The 17,522-nt window shown below is 71.2% G+C and carries 16 protein-coding genes and 1 riboswitch; of the genes, 12 read left to right on the top strand and 4 right to left on the bottom strand.

Annotated features, from left to right (window positions below; translation table 11 throughout):
* Positions 1-37 precede the first annotated feature (37 nt).
* Positions 38-718, bottom strand: a complete 681-nt coding sequence (locus ABIE67_RS19690) for a TetR/AcrR family transcriptional regulator (RefSeq protein ID WP_370259139.1) — start codon at positions 716-718, stop codon at positions 38-40.
* 116 nt (positions 719-834) lie between these two features.
* Here ABIE67_RS19690 and ABIE67_RS19685 point away from each other — a divergent pair, with 116 nt between their 5' ends.
* Complete coding sequence (locus ABIE67_RS19685) at positions 835-1,716, top strand: hypothetical protein (protein WP_370259138.1); 882 nt, start codon at positions 835-837, stop codon at positions 1,714-1,716.
* Positions 1,717-1,796: 80 nt separating this feature from the next.
* On the opposite strand, the gene ABIE67_RS19680 is transcribed toward ABIE67_RS19685, so the two are convergent.
* A complete protein-coding gene (locus ABIE67_RS19680; protein WP_370259137.1) occupies positions 1,797-2,612 on the bottom strand; it encodes a DUF899 domain-containing protein in 816 nt (271 codons plus the stop codon).
* Between the two features lie 392 nt (positions 2,613-3,004).
* Positions 3,005-3,190: an antitoxin gene (locus ABIE67_RS19675; protein WP_370259136.1), complete on the bottom strand. Its 186-nt coding sequence runs from the start codon at positions 3,188-3,190 to the stop codon at positions 3,005-3,007.
* 187 nt (positions 3,191-3,377) lie between these two features.
* Between ABIE67_RS19675 and ABIE67_RS19670 the strand changes: the two genes are divergently transcribed.
* Together ABIE67_RS19670 and ABIE67_RS19665 are read left to right on the top strand one after the other, a co-directional pair.
* Positions 3,378-4,151 (top strand): HNH endonuclease family protein, encoded by a 774-nt coding sequence (locus tag ABIE67_RS19670; RefSeq protein ID WP_370259135.1) that lies wholly within the window; start codon positions 3,378-3,380, stop codon positions 4,149-4,151.
* 82 nt (positions 4,152-4,233) lie between these two features.
* Entirely contained in the window at positions 4,234-4,977 is a 744-nt protein-coding gene (locus ABIE67_RS19665; protein ID WP_370259134.1) for an N-acetyltransferase, read from the top strand.
* A gap of 33 nt (positions 4,978-5,010) precedes the next feature.
* On the opposite strand, the gene ABIE67_RS19660 is transcribed toward ABIE67_RS19665, so the two are convergent.
* Entirely contained in the window at positions 5,011-5,691 is a 681-nt protein-coding gene (locus ABIE67_RS19660) for a hypothetical protein (protein WP_370259133.1), read from the bottom strand.
* 210 nt (positions 5,692-5,901) lie between these two features.
* Between ABIE67_RS19660 and ABIE67_RS19655 the strand changes: the two genes are divergently transcribed.
* The 9 genes from ABIE67_RS19655 to ABIE67_RS19615 all read left to right on the top strand — a co-directional run bounded on the left by ABIE67_RS19655 (position 5,902) and on the right by ABIE67_RS19615 (position 17,271).
* On the top strand, positions 5,902-8,244 hold the full coding sequence (locus tag ABIE67_RS19655; protein ID WP_370259132.1) for an N-6 DNA methylase: 2,343 nt from the start codon (positions 5,902-5,904) through the stop codon (positions 8,242-8,244).
* Positions 8,245-8,456: 212 nt separating this feature from the next.
* Positions 8,457-9,176 (top strand): hypothetical protein, encoded by a 720-nt coding sequence (locus tag ABIE67_RS19650; protein WP_370259131.1) that lies wholly within the window; start codon positions 8,457-8,459, stop codon positions 9,174-9,176.
* A 38-nt stretch (positions 9,177-9,214) separates the two neighbouring features.
* Positions 9,215-10,708: a protein kinase gene (locus tag ABIE67_RS19645; RefSeq protein ID WP_370268750.1), complete on the top strand. Its 1,494-nt coding sequence runs from the start codon at positions 9,215-9,217 to the stop codon at positions 10,706-10,708.
* 155 nt (positions 10,709-10,863) lie between these two features.
* The gene (locus ABIE67_RS19640) at positions 10,864-11,694 is read left to right on the top strand and encodes a glycoside hydrolase domain-containing protein (RefSeq protein ID WP_370259130.1); all 831 of its coding nucleotides are present in this window, start codon (positions 10,864-10,866) and stop codon (positions 11,692-11,694) included.
* Between the two features lie 166 nt (positions 11,695-11,860).
* Positions 11,861-12,505: a SurA N-terminal domain-containing protein gene (locus ABIE67_RS19635; protein ID WP_370259129.1), complete on the top strand. Its 645-nt coding sequence runs from the start codon at positions 11,861-11,863 to the stop codon at positions 12,503-12,505.
* 120 nt (positions 12,506-12,625) lie between these two features.
* A complete protein-coding gene (locus tag ABIE67_RS19630) occupies positions 12,626-13,621 on the top strand; it encodes a nucleoside triphosphate pyrophosphohydrolase (RefSeq protein WP_370259128.1) in 996 nt (331 codons plus the stop codon).
* A complete protein-coding gene (locus ABIE67_RS19625; RefSeq protein ID WP_370259127.1) occupies positions 13,618-14,982 on the top strand; it encodes a cytochrome P450 in 1,365 nt (454 codons plus the stop codon). Before ABIE67_RS19630 ends, ABIE67_RS19625 begins: the two co-directional genes overlap by 4 nt.
* A 166-nt stretch (positions 14,983-15,148) precedes the next feature.
* Complete coding sequence (locus tag ABIE67_RS19620; protein WP_370259126.1) at positions 15,149-16,174, top strand: transglycosylase family protein; 1,026 nt, start codon at positions 15,149-15,151, stop codon at positions 16,172-16,174.
* A 209-nt stretch (positions 16,175-16,383) separates the two neighbouring features.
* Positions 16,384-16,583: riboswitch (cyclic di-AMP (ydaO/yuaA leader) on the top strand.
* Positions 16,584-16,587: 4 nt separating this feature from the next.
* Positions 16,588-17,271 (top strand): transglycosylase family protein, encoded by a 684-nt coding sequence (locus ABIE67_RS19615; RefSeq protein ID WP_370259125.1) that lies wholly within the window; start codon positions 16,588-16,590, stop codon positions 17,269-17,271.
* Positions 17,272-17,522: the final 251 nt, after the last annotated feature.

Below are 17,522 nucleotides of genomic sequence, written 5' to 3'. Positions count from 1 at the left end.
CGAATGTCGGCGAACCTCGGCGAACCTCGGCGAGGTCTCAGGACTCGGTCCGGAACAGCGTCGCCGCCAGCGTCCGGAACACCTCCTCGGGGTCCTTGTCGCCGACCGGCCCGTCCAGGTTGTGGCCGAGGAGCAGCGTGGCGAAGCCGTGTGCCAGGGACCAGGCGGCGACGCCGGCCAGGCGGGCGTCGATGCCGAGGGCCTCGGGCTGCCGGACCGCGGAGACGGCACCGCGCAGCGCGTCGCCGGCCAGGGTGCGGGCCGTGGTCAGTTCCAGGTCCTCGGCGCGCAGCAGCTCGGGCGTGAACATCACCTGGAAGTGCGCGGGGTGTTCGCGTGCGAAGCGGACGTAGCGCACGCCCGCGTCCTTCAGGTCCGCGGCCTCGTGGAGTGTGCCCGCGAGCAGCCCGAACCCCTCGGCGGCGATCGCCGTCAGCAGCCCGGTGCGGTCCTTGAAGTGATGGGCCGGCGCCGCGTGCGAGACGCCGGCACGGCGCGCGAGATCACGCAGGCTCAGCGCGGACGGCCCGTCGGCGGCGATCGCGTCCAGCGCGGCGGTGAGGATGGCTCGGCGCAGGTCGCCGTGGTGGTAGGGGCGGCGGGGGCCACGACCGTCGCGGGGGGTGCGGGGGGTGCCGGGGGACGGCTGCGAGGGCTCGGGCAGCTGTGGGGACTCGGGCGGCTGTGGGGACTCGGGCGGCTGTGGCGCGGAGGGCATGGCACCAGCGTACTGGAATCTAGGCATTGACAAGTTCTGGTGAGTCGGGCAATCTAGTCAGTGTCAAGTTGCGTGTGGGGGCGGGGATCCGAGACGTCGAACTGGGGGATTGCGTCATGACGAATCACGAGGAGCATCCGGGACTGGACCGCGTACGTCAGCTCTGGCACCTGCTGGAGCCGCTGCACGCGGTGCTGTACTACGCACCGGAAGTCTTCGAGGAGGCCGCCGCGCTCGGTTACGGCACCGAGGAGCGCTGGCCCAGCTACTTCCCTTACCGGGCAGCGCCGTTGGGAGCGGTCGGGGCGGAACGGGTGACGTCCGCCTTCTACAGCTTCAGCCCCCGCATGGTCGCCGAACACATCGACCCAGCGTGGAAGACGGCGAGCCCCGACGCCCTGCTTCAGGCGCGGATGCGGGGGATCGACCGGGCCTACCGCACGATATTCGGCGACCGGACGGACAGCCCTGAGCTGGCCGAAGCCGCAGCTCTCGCCCGCCGCGCCGCCGAGGCGGCGGACACCGCGGGCCGCCCGCTCGCCGTGGCCACCGCCGTCCTGGACTGGCCGGAGGCCCCGCACCTCCAGCTCTGGCACGCGGCGACACTCCTGCGCGAACACCGAGGAGACGGCCATATAGCGGCCCTGATGGTGGCCGGCCTCGACCCCGTCGAGTCCTTGGTGTCCTTCGCCGCGATAGGCGCCGCGTCGGTCGAACGTTTCGAGAGCCGCGGCTGGACCCCGGCGCAATGGGCGTCCGCCCGGGAACGCCTCACCGCCCGGGGCCTGGTCGACGGCGACGGTATGGCCACGGTGGCGGGCCGCGAACTCCGCCGTACCGTCGAGACACACACCGACCGACTCGCCGCCGCGCCCTGGCAGTCGCTCACCGCGGACGAGGTCGACCGCCTCGTGGAACTGCTGGGGGAGTTCTGGGTGGCGGTCCTGTCCTCCGGCCTGCTGCCGTCGGAGACGACGCTGGGCATCGGGAAGGTCTGAGGCAGCGTCCGCGAACCGGGCCGGGAGGTGAAGGCGGTTGCCGCGCGGCCAGGTGGCGGCGGTCCGGATCGGGCCGGGCGTCAGTGGTGGTGGCCCTGCCGGCCCAGGGTCTCCACAGGGGTCGCGCCGGGGCGGGTCCACTGCGGCACGGGACGGCTGGTCGGGCCCCAGGTGGCGTTCCCGTCCGCGTCCGATCGCCAGTACCAGCAGGCCTGGCCGCCCACGGAGGGGTGTCCCTCGCGGACATCGCCGATCACGAGCCGGCCCTCGGGGTTGTCCTCCCACGCCTCGCCGCGCCCGTAGGGCGTCATGTCGAGCAGACCGAGGGACCCGTTGACCCGCTCGTTGCCACGCCCCGTCGTGGAGTAGGTCAGGAACACACGGTCCCCGTCGCGCAGGAAGCAGGTGAGGTAACCCATGTCGCCACCGACCGGCTCGTCCACGTCGCGCACCGAGTACCAGGGCTGCGTGTAGCCCATGAACTCGATGTAGGAGGCCACCTCGTCCCAACGGCCCGTGGTCAGAACGGCGAACGACACACCCCGGGCGTTGAGGTAGACGGCGTCCTTCACATGCCAGGCCGTGGTCGTGCAGCCCTCGCACTGCCCCTGGTGCGGCGCGCCGTCGTACCACATGTGCTTGTAGACCATGAGCTCGTCGCGGCCCTGGAACAGGTCCAGAAACGGGACCGGGCCCTCGGGCCCGACAACCTCGACCGCCCCGTCGAACTCCACCATCGGCAGCCGACGACGGGCCGCGGCGATCGCGTCGCCCTCACGGGTGTGGGCCTTCTCGCGAACCAGCAGCTCGTCACGGGCGGTCTGCCAGGTGGCCAGATCGACCACGGGCGGGCGGCCGGGCAGCGTGGCGGGCGGCTCGTCCGGTGGCGTAGTCATGGGGTCCTCCGTGGTGTCTCGTGCCGGGCAGCGTCGCACGACGCTCTGCGGCGGTCACCAGAGCAGACTCCGGGCCCGGCCGGAACTCATCGCACACGGGCGCGCTCTGAAAGAGAGTTTCGTGCCGGCACAGGCGTTCGCTTGCCTGTCAGGCACTTCGTCAGTCCCCTCTCGTGGACACGGGGCTCGATCCTCACACGCGCGGTCCCGGTAACCGTGAAGCCGCCCGCAGGAGGTGGGTCTCCGCGGACGGCCCCTGTTCTCAAGGTGGTCCGGTGAAAGCCTGGCCGTGAAGCCTGGCCGTGACGTGGGCGCCGACGGGTGCGCTGTGGGGTGCCCCGGTATCGGCGCCCTGCCCGACGGTCGTGTGGTCCTCCGTGGGTCTCAGGCCTCTATTGCTGCTCGGGCGGCCTGTCGCGGTCCATGCCGAGTCCGCGCTCCATTCGCTGCTGCGCGTCGTCGACCTGGCTCTCGTACTTGCTGCCCGTCTTCTCGTTGACCTGCCGTTCCGCGGTGTCGGACATGTCCCTGGTCTTGTCCTGCGCGTGACGGTTCTTGAACCTGTCGAAGATGCCCATCCAGAGCTCCTTCCGGAGGTGACTCACCACCGACGATACGCCCGGGTTGTGAGGTATGCCCGATTGGAACGGGTGTCTGGACCTCCTGAATGCCGCCGTGCGCGGGGTCGCTACCGTGTGCACGACGGCGTACCTGGGAAAGCCGCCTGTGCGGGGCGGAAGCGGTCGGCAAGGGGAGGGACGCATCGTGACGCGTCGAAGGGGCGGGGCGGCGAGCGCCGCGGCGATGCTCGGCATGGTGCTGGTTCTGGCGGGCTGCGAGGGAGTCGATCTGCCCGAGGCCGGGACCGGGCCCTCCGGCTCCGCGCCGGCCGGGGGCACCGGCCGCGCAGTGAGCCCGCTGGACAACCCCGACGGAACGAAACCGGGTCTCGCACCCCTCACCTCGGACGCCGACCGGACCGAGGCACGGGCCCTCATCGAGAAGGTGGCGACCAAGGGCCGCGGCCCGAAGACGGGCTACGAGCGGGACAAGTTCGGCTACGCCTGGATGGACTCGGCCCCGGGCGGTATCCCGTTCGCCCGCAACGGCTGCGACACCCGCAACGACCTCCTCCAGCGCGACGGCGAGGACGTCCGTTTCCGCTCCGGATCCGACTGCGTCGTGGCCTCGATGACCCTGCACGACCCGTACACGGGCCGGACGATCGACTGGGCCAAGTCCCGCGCCACGACCGTGCAGATCGACCACGTCATGCCGCTGTCGTACGACTGGCAGATGGGCGCCTCCCGTTGGCCGAAGGGCAAACGCCAGGACATCGCCAACGACCCCCTGAACCTCATACCCGTCGACGGGCCGACCAACAGTTCCAAGGGCGACTCCGGCCCCGCCTCCTGGTTGCCCCCGAGCAAGCAGATCCGCTGCTCGTACGCGGTGCGCTTCGCCCAGGTCTCGCTGAAGTACGAACTGCCGGTCACGACCGCCGACAAGGAGATGATGCTGCGCCAGTGCGGAGGGTGACGCGGCCCGCGGCCGAGTGCCGAGCGGTGCGACGCCGAAAACCGCTTCCCGGTGCCGCCGCCCCCTGCCTACGGTGGCCTGCATGGAGCTGAAGGTTTCGAGCCTCGCCGACCGCCCCGAGATGCTCGGCCGGGTCGCGGAAATGCCGGACACCTGGTCGGAGTTCACGACCCAGGACCCCGTGGGCAACGCCCACTACGGCCGGATCCCCCGCGAACTCCCGGAGTACGCGCTCTTCGCCGAGGACGAGCGGGGCGAGGTCGTCGCCCACGCCTACAGCGTTCCGTTCGCCCTCGACGCCGAGGGCCGGGGCCGACTGCCCGCCCGAGGCTGGGACGAACTGCTGGTGTGGGCCTTCGCCGACCTGCGCAACGGCACCCGCCCCGACACGGTCAGCGCCATCTCCGTCGTCGTCGCGCCGCACGCCCAGGGCGCCGGCCTCTCCGCCCGGATGCTCTCCGCCATGCGCGACAACGCCCGAGCCCACGGCTTCCGCGAGGTCGTCGCCCCCGTCCGCCCCAGCGCCAAGCACCTCGAACCGCGCACCCCCATCGAGGAGTACGCCCGTCGCGTACGCCCCGACGGCCTGCCCCACGACCCGTGGCTGCGGGTCCACGCCCGCGCAGGCGCCACCATCGACTCCATCGCCCCGGCCTCCATGACCGTCGCCGGCTCGCTGGAGCAGTGGCGCCGCTGGACCGGCCTGCCCTTCGACACGGCCGGTGACGTCGAGGTGCCCGGCGCGCTGGTCCCGGTGCGCTGCGAGCCGGAGCGGGACTACGCGGTGTATGTCGAGCCCAACGTGTGGATGCGACACCCGCTGTGAGCCCGCCCGGCGCGGTGGCCTACGACGGCCCGGTCAGCCGGACTTCTTCCAGTCCTGGCAGCCGGTGGTCTTGAAGTACACGTCAGAGGCGCTGATCGTGACGACGGCCGAACCGGTCACGTTGTTGTTCGCGGTGATCGACTCGAGGCCGTGCTCGGCGTCCTTGGTGCGCTCCCAGTAGCAGGAGTCGTCGGTGTTGCCGGTGGACTTGTAGGTGCCGGGGGCGATGTCGACGCCGACTCTGAACATGCCGCCGTCACCGGACATCGTCGAGCCGGGGGAGCCCTTCGCCTTCTCGTCGACGGCCTCCCAGTCCTTGCAGCCGCTCGACGAGAAGAGCTTGTCGGTGGCCTTGATCGTGACGTAACTGGTGCCGGTCACATTGTCGTTGGCGAGCAGCGAGTCCATCTCGCCCGAGGAGTCCTTGGCGCGCTCCCAGTAGCACATGCCGTCGGTGTTGCCGGTGGTGCGGTAAGTGCCGGGCTTGACGTCCGTACCGACCTGGAAGTCGCCGTCCCCCGCGAACGCGGCCTTCTTCTCGGCGGCCTCCGCCGCCTTCTCCTTCTCACCGCCGGTCGTGCGCTCTCCGGACGCTGAAGTGCCCTTGTCGCCGCTGCCGGAGCCGCTGTTGCCGTCGCCGGCGTTCGCCGACACGGCACCGATGACGACGATCCCCACGACGGCGCCCAGCGCGACCTTGCCCTTCATGCCCATGGCTTGTCCCCTCCCTACGCGCGGCGACTGCCGCCGTTCGGCAGTCGCTCGTTCGCTGCGTCAATAAGAGCAGAGCGTGTGAACCGAGTCAACACGGTTCACGCAGTATCTCGTGTACACGGCCGTGAATGGGTAGATCTTGCGTACGTCGGTATGCTCGGCGCCACACGCAGACGCGGGGACGCTGCGGATGATGAGGGGAGCGGGCGGGTGCAGGACAACGCGACAGAGGTGACCGCCGCCGGAATCGCCCGGCTCGCCGGTGTCGGCCGTGCCGCCGTGAGCAACTGGCGCCGCCGTCACGCCGACTTCCCCAAGCCGGTCGGAGGTACCGAGACCAGCCCCTCCTTCGCCCTCACCGAGGTCGAGGCCTGGCTGCGCAAACAGGGCAAACTCGCCGAGGTCCCGCTGCGTGAACGCGTCTGGCAGCAGCTCGTCGGCCACCCCGAGGGCCCGGTCACGGCGCTGCTCCACGCCGGCTGCGTCCTCCTGCTCATCCATGACCGGCCCACCGTCTGGCTGGAGGTCGGCGGCGGTTCCGACGAGCGGCTCGCGGCGATGCTGCCCGGGGCGCTGGAGGAGGTGCTCGTGCCGAGGTTCGGCGCGGTGACCAGGCGTGGGGGCCGGGGTGGGCGGAGCGGCAGCGGTGTTCACAGCGGGAGCGCTGCGGGGGTGGTTTCGGCTGTGAACGCGGCGGCGTCTGTGAACACTGCCTCGCCCGTTCACCTCGAAGCAGGCTCGGGCGAATCGGGTGCCGTGAACGCCCCGTCGACCGAATCCGCGCCGTCGGCTGTTCACAACGCCCCCGGCGTGAACACGCCGCACCCTGTGAACACTCCGCGGACAGTTCACGCCGCGTCCACGACAGTTCACGCCACGCCCTCCACATCGGGGGCGTCAGCCACCCCCCTCACCCCCACCACCCCCGCCGTCCGTCTCCCCACCGGCCCCGAACTCCTCCCCTCCGCCCCCCTCCTGCGCGGCACCGCCGAACTGGCCGCAGAGTTGGGGGCCCGCCAGACCTTCGAGTTCCTGCTCGGTCGGCATCTCGACGCCAACCCGCGCCTGTACACGCTGACCCCCGCCGAACTCGCCGGTCTCATGGCCGACCTGGCCGGGCCCGCCCGTACCGTCCTCGATCCCGCCTGCGGCACCGGGGCCCTGCTGCGCGCCGTCTCCCCCCGCCCCGACCAGGAGCTGTACGCCCAGGACAGCGCACCGGAACTCGCCGCGCTCACTGCGCTGCGGCTCGCCCTGCAGACGCGGACCGCCGTTCGCGCCGCCGTCGGTGACACCCTGCGCGCCGACGCCCACCCCGAGCTGCATGCCGACGCCGTGCTGTGCCACCCGCCGTTCAACGAGCGCAACTGGGGCCACGACGAACTCGCCTACGACCCCCGCTGGGAGTACGGCTTCCCCGCCCGCACCGAGTCCGAGCTGGCCTGGGTGCAGCACGCGCTCGCCCGCCTCAAGGACGGTGGCACCGCGGTCCTGCTGATGCCGCCCGCCGCAGCCTCCCGCCGCTCCGGCCGCCGTATCCGCGCCGACCTGCTGCGGCGCGGTGCCCTGCGCGCCGTGATCGCCCTGCCGGTCGGCGCGGCACCGCCGTACAACATCCCGCTCCACCTGTGGGTGCTGCGCCGGCCCGACAGGGCGCCGGGGCAGCCCGAGGTGCTGCTGGCCGACGTGGGGCAGTTCGCCGGCGAGGCGCGGGGTGGGCCGGACTGGCAGGCGGTGCGGGATACCGTCCTCGACGCCTGGCGCGTCCACGACCGCACTGGTTCGCTCGACGAACGCCCGGGTCTGGCCCGCTCGTTGCCCGTCATCGAACTCCTCGACGACGACGTGGACCTCGCCCCCGCCCGCCATCTCCCGCCCCCCACCGCTGCCGACGGCGTGGAGCAGCTCACGGCCGTGCGCGACCGGCTCGGGGAGACACTGCGTCTGACCGCCGACCTGACCCCGCCGCCCGCCGACGCCGCCCGGCCCGCCCCGCGCTGGCCGCTCACCACCATCGGCGAACTCGCGCGCGGGGGCGCCCTGGTGATGCGGACCGGCGGAAGCGGCGGCCACGCGCGCGTGCCGGTTCTCACCGACAACGACGTCCTCGCCGGAACGGCTCCCTCCGGGACGTTGCCCGAGAGCGACGAGGAGGCGGTGCTGACCGAGCCGGGCGATGTCGTCGTGCCGGTGCTCGGCGGCGGCTCCATCGCGCGCGTGATCGACGACGCGACCTCGGGCGCCGCCCTGGGGCGCAACCTCGTACTTCTGCGCCCCGACCCCACGGCGCTCGACCCGTGGTTCCTGGCCGGCTTCCTGCGTGGCACCGCCAACAACCGCCAGGCCAGCAGCTACGCCTCCACCGCCACCCGCCTCGACGTGCGCCGGCTCCAACTGCCCCGGCTCCCGTTCGACGAACAGCGCCGCTACGGTGCCCGCTTCCGCGCCCTCGACGAGTTCGAGCGGGTGCTCAGGCAGGCGGGCCGACTGGGGGAGCAGCTCGTGCGGGGCATGTACGACGGCCTGACGGACGGGACGGTCGCACCCGACTGAGCCGGAAGCCGACCGGAATCGGACGGGAACCGGACCGGCACCAGACCGGAAGCCGAGCCTCCGGCTGACCTGCGCCGTCTTGCGAAGTGATCAGCACGACAACGGTTCGGTACAACCGGTGACCGTATGTCGGTGTCGACCTATACGCTCGAAGCGACAATCGCACGACCGTACTTCAGCCATCCGACTTCAGCCATCGATCGGGAGCAGCCATGCAAGGCCACGGCTACACGCAGCCGGTGAAGCAGCCGCCGCCCACCGGGTGGCTGGTCTTCCTGCGCGTGTTCTTCGTCGTGATCTCCGTGCTGAGCTTCGGTCTGCTGATGTGGACGATGATGCTGCGCCTGGCCATCGTGACCCGCAAGGCGCTCGACTGGGGCCTGTTCGCGGCGTCGATCGTGGTGGAGTTCGGCGGCCTGATCCTGATGGGTTCCGAGCCCGGCGACGAGATCCACACCGCGGGCGGCTGGACGGGCCTCGCCCTGGTCCTGGGCGGCATCGTGGCCGCGATCTCGTACTACCTCTCCGCCGACATACGCCACTTCCACCAGCTCCGCTTCCCCGGCTACACCGGGCAGCAGCCCGCGGGCCCGGTCCCGGCCCCGGCGTACGGCTATCCGCAGCCCCGGTCGCCGTACACCACCACGACCTCGCCACAGGCGTCCCCCCTCGGCCAGACCCCGATGCCCCCCACCCCGGGACCGCACACCCCGGCATCCCACACCCCGATACCCCAGCCGCCGGTACCGCCGTCGCCGACACCCTGCGACGCCGCCCCTCATACCTCCGCCCCTCATACCCCCGTACCCCCGCCCCCGCAGCGCCCCGCGCCCGCGCGGATCGACCAGGTGCGTGCCGAGCTCGACGAGCTCAGTGACTATCTGCGCCAGCACGACGGCCGGCAGGACGGCAATCACGAGGGCGGAAGGTGACCGTGACGACAGGACGTGTCGTCGCAGGCCGCTATGAACTGTCCACGCTCATCGGACAGGGCGGCATGGGACAGGTCTGGACGGCCTACGACCAGCGGCTCGACCGGCGCGTGGCGGTGAAGCTGCTGCGCCCCGACAAGGTGGCCGGGCAGGAGGCGGACGAGCTGCGCCGCCGGTTCGTGCGCGAGTGCCGGGTGACCGCGCAGGTCGACCACCCCGGGCTCGTCACGGTGCACGACGCGGGCAGTGAGGGCGAGGAGCTGTTCCTCGTCATGCAGTACGTCGATGGCGCCGACCTCTCCGACCATCTCGCCGAGCACGACCCGTACCCCTGGCAGTGGGCGGTCGCGGTCGCCGCGCAACTGTGCGCCGTGCTCAGCGCCGTGCACGCCGTGCCGATCGTCCACCGCGACCTCAAGCCGCGCAACGTGATGGTGAAGCAGGACGGCACGGTCACCGTCCTCGATCTCGGCGTCGCCTCCGTCATGGACGCCGACACCACCCGCCTCACCCACACCGGCACCCCCATCGGCTCGCCCGCCTACATGGCCCCCGAGCAGGCGATGGGCGGCGCGGTCGGCCCGTACACCGACCTGTACGCACTCGGCGTACTGCTGCACGAACTCCTCAGCGGGGACGTGCCGTTCTCGGGATCGACGGCGCTCGGCGTGCTGCACCGGCACCTGTACGAGCCGCCGCTGCCCGTGCGCCGCCTGCGCCCCGAGGTCCCCGAGGCGCTCGAAGCCCTGGTCCTGCGCCTGCTGGCGAAGGACCCGCAGCACCGGCCCGCCTCCGCGCAGGAGGTGTACGAGGATCTGGCGCTGCTCCTGCCCGCGCGCGGGACGCCCACGGGATCGCCCCTCGACCCCACGCGCCCCTTCCTGCGCCCGCACGCGCCCTGGCCGGACGGCGCCCGTACCCCCGCGCCCCAGCCCGCCCCGGCCACACCCGTGCCACCCGCCGCCGAGAAGCCGGACGTCGCGCGCGCCGTCGACGAGGTCAAGCGCCTCCTGGGCGAGGGCCGGATCACCCAGGCCGTCGACATCCTGGGCGCGATCCTGCCCGCCGCCGCCGAACAGCACGGCGAGCACTCGCCGGTGGTCCGCACCCTGCGCAAGCAGTACGCGGCCACCCTCATGGACGACGGCCAGTACCGTCGCGCGCTGCCCGAACTGCGCCGTCTCGCCGACGAACGCGCCGCCGAGGCCGGCCAGGCCGACCCCCAGTCCCTGCGCTTCCGCTACGACGCCGCCCAGTGCCTGGAACAGCTCGGCGAACCGGCGGCCGCGCTCGCCGAGTTCCGCGCGCTGCTGCCGTACTACGAGAACCAGTACGTCTCCGGCGACCCCCAGCTCGCCCACGACGTCCGCCGCCGTATCGGCCACCTCCTGCTCGCCCTCGGCGACCGCCCCGCCGCCCACGACACCCTGGCCCGTCTGCTGCTCGACGTGGAGCGCCTGCACGGCCCCGGCCACCCGCTCGCGGGAGAGGTGCGGCGGACGCTGCAGTGGCTGGGGCAGGTGCGCGGCTAGTTTTTGCCGGGGGTTGAGGGATCTTTGTGATCCCCGCGGGTTCGTGTTTCCCGAACACAGGACGGACGCCGGATACGTTGCGAGCCGCTTTTCCTGGCACGCGACGTCACGCGGAGCCATACGAACTTTCCGCGAACCATGGGGTGGGGCCACACATGTCCAGTCATCGTCGGTCGAAGCGCCGCAGATACCTCGCCTGGGCCGTCGCCGGTGCCGCCGTCGTCGCCGGAGCCGGTCTCACCGCGCAGACCTCCATGGCCGCGACGACCTGGCCCGCCCAGCGCACCTACACCGGCCGCGCCTTCGACACCTGCGCCGCCCCCTCCCTCTCCGCGATGAAGGCCTGGCACAGCAACGGCTTCTACGGAGGCGCCGCCGTCTACATCGGCGGCAGGAACCGCGGCTGCGCCCAGCCCAACCTCACCGCCTCCTGGGTGAAGTCGGTCAGCACCGTCGGCTGGAAGCTCATCCCGCTCTACGTCGGCGCCCAGCCGCCCTGCCAGACCGGCTCCAACCCCGAGAACCTCACCGCCTCCACCGCCGCCTCCCTCGGCGCGAAGGACGCGGCGGACGCCGTGGCCAAGGCCTCCGCGCTCGGCATGAAGGCCGGCAGCCCGGTCTACCTCGACATGGAGCCGTACGACATCACCGACAAGGCGTGCAACGACGCCGTCCTCACCTATGTGCGTGCCTTCGACAAGGCGCTGCGCGCCAAGACGTACCGCAGTGGCTACTACGGCTTCACCAGCTCCAGCGCGAAGGCGATCGCGACCGCCACCGACAAGACGGACCTGCCGGGCAACCTCTGGTACGCGCTGTGGGACAAGCAGAACACCACGACCGCGGACTGGCCGTTCGGCAAGACCCAGTTCACGAACCACAGCCGGGGCCACCAGTACATGGTCAACAGCAAGGAGACGCGGGGCGGCTACACGATCACCGTGGACCGTGACGCGTGGGACGGGCCGGTGGCCATCACGGGCTGACCTTAGTGGTCATCACAGGCTGATCCCCCGCATGGCGGGTGCGGCGGTGCCCGAAGTCCTGGTGAATCGTTGGTCGAATGGGTTGGCCAGAGCTTGCCCACTGCCTACCATCGATCACCGCAAGACTTTGTGCACCGCCGCACAAGCTCTTCCTCGGGAGGTCTCCTTGCACCGCCGCCGTCGCACCGCGCTCCTCCTCTCCGCCGCGATCGTCGCGGCGCCCCTGCTCACCGCCTGCGGAAGCGATGCGCGTCCCGGCGCGGCGGCCGTCGTGGGCGGCGAGCGGATCACCGTCGCGCAGCTGGAGAACCGGGTGAGCGAGGTACGCGCGGCCCAGCGCGCAGCCGTATCGGACGACGCCCAGTACGCGCAGGTCATCGCCAAGTCCGGCACCCTCGCGCGTGACGTCCTGCACACCATGGTCCTCGACGAGGTGCTGCACCGCGCCGCCCAGGACGCGGGCGTGACCGTCACCCGCAAGGAGCTCCAGCGGATGCGCGGCGGCCTGGAAGAGCAGGTCGGCGGCGCGAAGGCGCTGGAGACGGCCTGGCTCCAGCAGTACGGCATCCCGCCGCAGCGCCTCGACGAGAACCTCCGCCTCCAGCTGGAGGCCCAGAAACTCGCCACCTCGCTCGGCACCGACAGCGGCAAGCCCGCCTTCTGGAACGCCCTGTCCGCGGCGTCCAAGAAGCTCGACATCGACCTCAACCCCCGCTACGGCACCTGGGACGTCCAGAAGAGCGGCCGTGCCGACGCGAAGACGCCGTGGGTGCGCGAGGTGACGGCGGCGGGGACGCAGCAGACGGCGTAGCCCTACGGCGTAACCGCCCGGCCTGTGGACAGGCGGGGCAGGCGAGGGTGGAGCCGCCTGGAGCCGCCCGGCCTGTGGATAACTCCTGGGGCTGTCGGCGACGTGGGTTACGTTCGGATCGTGAACGCAACCAGTCCCGAAGCCGCCCCCGGCCGCATCGTCCTGCTCACCACCAGCCACCGTGTCGCGCCCGGCCTGCTGTCCTGGCCCGCCTGGCAGGCACTGCACGCGGCCGACCGTGTGCTGTGCGCGGACGGCGCGCATCCGCAGCTGCCGTATCTGCGCGAGGCCGGGATAGCGGTCGACGAGGCCGCCCCGACCGCCGAGCAGCTGGTCGACGCGTGCGCCGGCGGCCGCACGGCCGTGGTCGTGGCCACCGGTGAGGGCGAGCCCGCCCTCACCGACGGCCTAGCCCGCCTCGCGGGCACCGGCCGTGTGCGCATGCCGGAGCTGGAGCTGCTCCCCGCCTCCTACGACCTGCCCGGCGCCCGCCTCCTCGACCTCGTGCAGGTCATGGACCGCATCCGCCTCGAGTGCCCGTGGTCCTCCCAGCAGACTCACAAGGGCCTGGCGAAGTACGGCATCGAGGAGGCCTACGAACTCGTCGAGGCGATCGAGGACGGCGACCGCGACGAACTCCGCGAGGAACTGGGCGACGTCCTGTTGCAGGTCGTCTTCCACGCCCGGATAGCGGAGGAGGACGCGGACGCCCCCTTCTCCATCGACGACGTGGCCGGCGGCATCGTCACCAAGCTCATCCACCGCCACCCGCATGTCTTCGGCGACGAGACGGCGACCACCCCCGAGGAGGTCAAGGAGCACTGGCTGCGCACCAAGGCGGTGGAGAAGCAGCGCGAGTCGGTGACCGAGGGCATCCCCCTCGGCCAGCCGGGCCTCGCCCTCGCGGCCAAGCTGGCGTCCCGGGTCAGAACGGCGGGACTGGAGGTGCCGCTGCCGACGGGGGAGGGCCTCGGGTACGAGCTGCTCGCGCTGTCGGTCCGCGCGGAGGCGGCCGGGGTGGATCCGGAGGCGGCCCTGAGGGTCGCGGCTCGGGCCTACCGGGATGCCGTGCGGGCCGCTGAGGGCCTGACGCCTCCGGATACCGTCGAGGAGTGACAGACCAGCCCGCCCCCGCCGACCCCACGCCCGCCGGTACCACCCCCGTCGACCCCACCCCCGTCGGCCCCACGCCCGCCGGTACCACCCCCGGCACCCCCACCGGCGACACCCCCGCACCTCCCGACCTCTTCACCTGGGAGTTCGCCACCGACCCCTACCCCGCCTATGCCTGGCTCCGCGACCACGCGCCCGTCCACAGGACCCGGCTCCCCAGCGGCGTGGAGGCCTGGCTGGTCACCCGGTACGCCGACGCCAAGCAGACCCTCGCGGACAACCGGCTCTCCAAGAACCCGGCCCACCACGACGAGCCCGCGCACGCCAAGGGCAAGACCGGCATCCCGGGTGAGCGCAAGGCCGAGCTCATGACGCACCTGCTCAACATCGACCCGCCGGACCACACCAGGCTGCGCAGGCTCGTCTCCAAGGCCTTCACGCCCCGCAGGGTCGCCGAGTTCGCCCCCCGGGTGCAGGAGCTCACCGACAGCCTCATCGACCGGTTCGCCGCCGAAGGGAGCGCCGACCTCATCCACGAGTTTGCCTTCCCGCTCCCCATCTACGCCATCTGCGACCTGCTCGGCGTTCCCCGCGAGGACCAGGACGACTTCCGCGACTGGGCGGGCATGATGATCCGGCACCAGGGCGGCCCCAGGGGCGGAGTCGCCCGGTCCGTGAAGAAGATGCGGGGCTATCTCGCCGAGCTCATCCACCGCAAGCGCGAGGCGCTCCCCGACACCCCCACCCCCGGCGAGGACCTCATCTCCGGCCTCATCCGCGCCTCCGACCACGGTGAGCACCTCACCGAGAACGAGGCCGCGGCCATGGCCTTCATCCTGCTGTTCGCCGGCTTCGAGACGACCGTCAACCTCATCGGCAACGGCACCTACGCCCTGCTCACCCACCCCGAGCAACGCGCCCGCCTGCAAAAGGACTTGGCCGCCAAGGAGACCGGCCTGCTCGAAACCGGCGTTGAGGAACTCCTCCGCTACGACGGCCCCGTCGAACTCGCCACGTGGCGCTTCGCCACCGAGCCGCTCACCCTCGGCGGGCAGGACATCGCAGCCGGCGATCCCGTCCTCGTCGTCCTGGCCGCCGCCGACCGGGACCCGGAACGGTTCGCCGACCCCGACGTCCTCGACCTCTCCCGCCGCGACAACCAGCACCTCGGCTACGGCCACGGCATCCACTACTGCCTCGGCGCCCCACTCGCCCGCCTGGAGGGCCAGACCGCCCTCGGCACGCTCCTCACCCGCCTCCCCGACCTCCGACTCGCCGTGGATCCGGCCGAGTTGAGATGGCGCGGCGGACTCATCATGCGCGGGCTGCGCACGCTTCCGGTGGAGTTCACCCCAGTTGGGTGAGTCCGTCCCCCTCAGGGAACGTGACATACGCTCAAGTCTGTGATCTTCACGTGATCTGCGCGGCATTAACTTGTGACAAGTGATCGTCTGCCTATACCTTCACGCATCAACACGGCGCCCAGGTTTCGCGCGCCGCGGTCACCGTTGTCTCGCGAAAGGTCCCCGCATGCTCTCCGGGAACGGTCGTCACCGTCGCCCCCGCCAGGCCCCGGCCATCCTCGTCGCGGCCGGAGTGACCGGGTCCGCCATCGCCATCCCGCTGCTCGGCGCCGCGAGCGCGAGCGCCGCCGACGGCACCGTGTGGGACAAGGTGGCCGAGTGCGAGAGCGGCGGCTCCTGGAGCGCCAACGACGGCACCGGCCAGTACGGCGGGCTGCAACTGACCCAGGAGGACTGGGAGAAGTACGGCGGCCTTGACTACGCCTCGCGCCCCGACCTGGCGAGCCGATCCCAGCAGATCGCCGTGGCCCAGGACATCCTCGCGGACCAGGGGACCCGCCCCTGGGGCACCTGTGCCGTGCTCAACGGGCTCACCCCGAAGTCCGGGGCGGTCGACCTGGACACCGGGGTGGCGGAGGACTCGCCCTCCGAAGTGTCCGGCTCGTCCGGCTTGCTCGATTCGTCCGGCTCATCCAATTCATCGGATTCATCGGACTCGTCCGAGACGTCGAACCGGACTGATGACCCTTCTGGTGCGGCGAGTGAATCCTCGGACGCTTCGTCCGAATCATCCCGAGATTCATCCTCTTCACCCTCTTCATCCTCTTCGTCTCCCGAGGTCAAAGGTTCCGCGAAGTCCGAAACGTCCCCCGACGCAAAGGACTCGCAGTCGCCCGACAACTTCCCGGGGGCGACAGCCGAGGTCGACAATCAGGACAACGTGGTGCAAGACGTGGGTTCCTGGAGCCTCGTCGACACCGGAGCGATCGATGCCGACGCGTCCGGCTCCGGGCGGCACCGAGGCCCGAGCGCCGATGAGAGCAAGGCCGTCGACGGTGCCGCCAAGTCGGCGAAGCCCTCCGGCCGGCACGCCTCCTACGACGTTCGCCCCGGCGACACCCTCGCCTCCATCGCCGACTCCCTTGACCTCGAAGGCGGGTGGCGTGCGCTGTACGACGCGAACAAGGGCGCCATCGGTACTGACGCGAACCACATCTTCGCCGGTCAGGCGCTGGACGTCCCCGTCGAATAGGGGCCGAACGGGGCGAAAGGCGGCGCGAGTTCGCGTCACCGTTCGCCCCTGAATGTCCGTTTTGAATGCAGTGAGAGATAGATCTCAGAAGCCCTGATCGTCTTTGTAATTCCCGGAATCGCGTGTCTACGGTCATGACCGCTCGCCACCAGTGCGAGCCCCGACAGCCGTCACGCCGAATCCTGCCGGCGGCAGTGCGGGAACAGTCGTCGCGTCAAGCGCCGTAGGCAGGAGCGGGGGACCCAAGGTAAGCGCCGGGTCCGGCAGTTGAGGCCCTTCGGGGCCGCACGGCCGGAATCGGCTTGGGGTGAAGTCGCGCAACGGGAGCCGAAAGGCGAACGTGCGCGGCCGGGCAACTCAACCGGCCCGAACCCGACAGCTCACCTCGCAGGCGTCGGTGAGGGGATCTCTCCATGCTGTTTTCCAGCAAGGGCAAGCACCGTCGTCCGTCCAAGGCCGCTCGCGCCATAGCCGTCGTCGGCGTCACCGGCGCCGCCGCCGTCGCCGCCCCGCTGATGGCGGCCGGCAGCGCCTCCGCCGCCACCGCCTCCGAGTGGGACGCCGTCGCCCAGTGCGAGTCCGGCGGCAACTGGTCGATCAACACCGGCAACGGCTACTACGGCGGTCTGCAGTTCTCCGCCTCGACCTGGGCCGCGTACGGCGGCACGGCGTACGCCTCCACCGCCGACCAGGCCACCAAGGGCCAGCAGATCGAGATCGCCGAGAAGGTCCTCGCGGGCCAGGGCAAGGGTGCCTGGCCGCACTGCGGCACCGGCCTGTCGAGCGCCGCGTACTCCGGCTCCGGCTCCTCGCAGAGCACCGAGAGCGCCCCGCGCACCACCGAGGAGCAGCCGGCCTCCCGCTCCGCCGAGCGTCCGGCCGCCGAGAAGAAGTCGACCAAGACCGTCACCACCCCGACCGGCAAGAAGGTCAAGAAGGGCGACGGCGAGTACAAGGTCGTCAAGGGCGACACCCTCAGCTCGATCGCCGCGGAGAAGAAGGTCAAGGGCGGCTGGGAGAAGCTGTTCCAGCTGAACAAGGACATCGTCGAGGACGCCGACCTGATCTACCCGGGTCAGCAGCTGCACCTGAAGTAATACCCGGGAGACAGCTGAACCACAGCGCCCTCACATCCGTGGACCTCATAGTGAGGGCGTCGTGAGGTCACCCCCGTCCCCACGAGCTCCCCGCCTCGGTGCGTCATCCCCCGTACGCACCGGGGCGGGGCTTTTTTTGCGCCGGAGTCTTTGTTCCGTTCGGAAACAATTTACTCTCGGTTCTGTCCACGGGGCGGTCGAACGCTGGCCGAACGCCCGGAGCCGGTTAGGCTCGTCTCGCAGTACCCACC

Source organism: Streptomyces sp. V4I8 (assembly GCF_041261225.1).
Lineage (GTDB): Bacteria > Actinomycetota > Actinomycetes > Streptomycetales > Streptomycetaceae > Streptomyces.
This window is presented reverse-complemented; position numbering and strand designations above follow the sequence as displayed.

What these genes read in the sequence shown, in the direction of transcription:
- ABIE67_RS19690 (WP_370259139.1), bottom strand. Translation starts at nt 718, where the DNA reads ATGCCCTCCGCGCCACAGCCGCCCGAGTCCCCACAGCCGCCCGAGTCC.
- ABIE67_RS19660 (WP_370259133.1), bottom strand. Translation starts at nt 5,691, where the DNA reads ATGGGCATGAAGGGCAAGGTCGCGCTGGGCGCCGTCGTGGGGATCGTC.
- ABIE67_RS19675 (WP_370259136.1), bottom strand. Translation starts at nt 3,190, where the DNA reads ATGGGCATCTTCGACAGGTTCAAGAACCGTCACGCGCAGGACAAGACC.
- ABIE67_RS19640 (WP_370259130.1), top strand. Translation starts at nt 10,864, where the DNA reads ATGTCCAGTCATCGTCGGTCGAAGCGCCGCAGATACCTCGCCTGGGCC.
- ABIE67_RS19680 (WP_370259137.1), bottom strand. Translation starts at nt 2,612, where the DNA reads ATGACTACGCCACCGGACGAGCCGCCCGCCACGCTGCCCGGCCGCCCG.
- ABIE67_RS19650 (WP_370259131.1), top strand. Translation starts at nt 8,457, where the DNA reads ATGCAAGGCCACGGCTACACGCAGCCGGTGAAGCAGCCGCCGCCCACC.
- ABIE67_RS19685 (WP_370259138.1), top strand. Translation starts at nt 835, where the DNA reads ATGACGAATCACGAGGAGCATCCGGGACTGGACCGCGTACGTCAGCTC.
- ABIE67_RS19665 (WP_370259134.1), top strand. Translation starts at nt 4,234, where the DNA reads ATGGAGCTGAAGGTTTCGAGCCTCGCCGACCGCCCCGAGATGCTCGGC.
- ABIE67_RS19620 (WP_370259126.1), top strand. Translation starts at nt 15,149, where the DNA reads ATGCTCTCCGGGAACGGTCGTCACCGTCGCCCCCGCCAGGCCCCGGCC.
- ABIE67_RS19615 (WP_370259125.1), top strand. Translation starts at nt 16,588, where the DNA reads ATGCTGTTTTCCAGCAAGGGCAAGCACCGTCGTCCGTCCAAGGCCGCT.